This is a genomic window from Streptomyces tateyamensis (assembly GCF_003205575.1).
In the GTDB taxonomy this organism is placed as follows: Bacteria; Actinomycetota; Actinomycetes; order Streptomycetales; family Streptomycetaceae; genus Kitasatospora; species Kitasatospora tateyamensis.
On sequence record NZ_PYBW01000409.1, the window covers coordinates 1 to 250 of the forward strand.

The 250-nt window shown below is 78.8% G+C and carries 1 pseudogene; it reads right to left on the reverse strand.

Annotated elements, in window-relative coordinates:
- Nucleotides 1-250, reverse strand: a pseudogene (locus C7C46_RS33970) (TetR/AcrR family transcriptional regulator); the annotation flags it as partial.

A 250-nucleotide genomic window follows, 5' to 3' on the forward strand; every position in this document is an offset into this window, starting at 1 on the left:
TCAGCTCCGGGTCCTGCTGGGGCAGCCGGCCGGCCGCCACGCCCTCGGCGATCCGGGCCGCGATCACGTCCCGGAAGGCCCGGCGGAAGACCAGGCGCTCGGCCTCCACCTCCGCGTCGACCGGCTCGGCCCGCAGCGCGTAGGCCCGCCGCGGGGTGCTCAGCGCCCGGCCGGCGAAGGTGCCGATCACCGAGGCGACCTGGTCGTGCAGGTCGCCGGCGCACTGCGCCGCCTCGTGCACCGCCCCCAC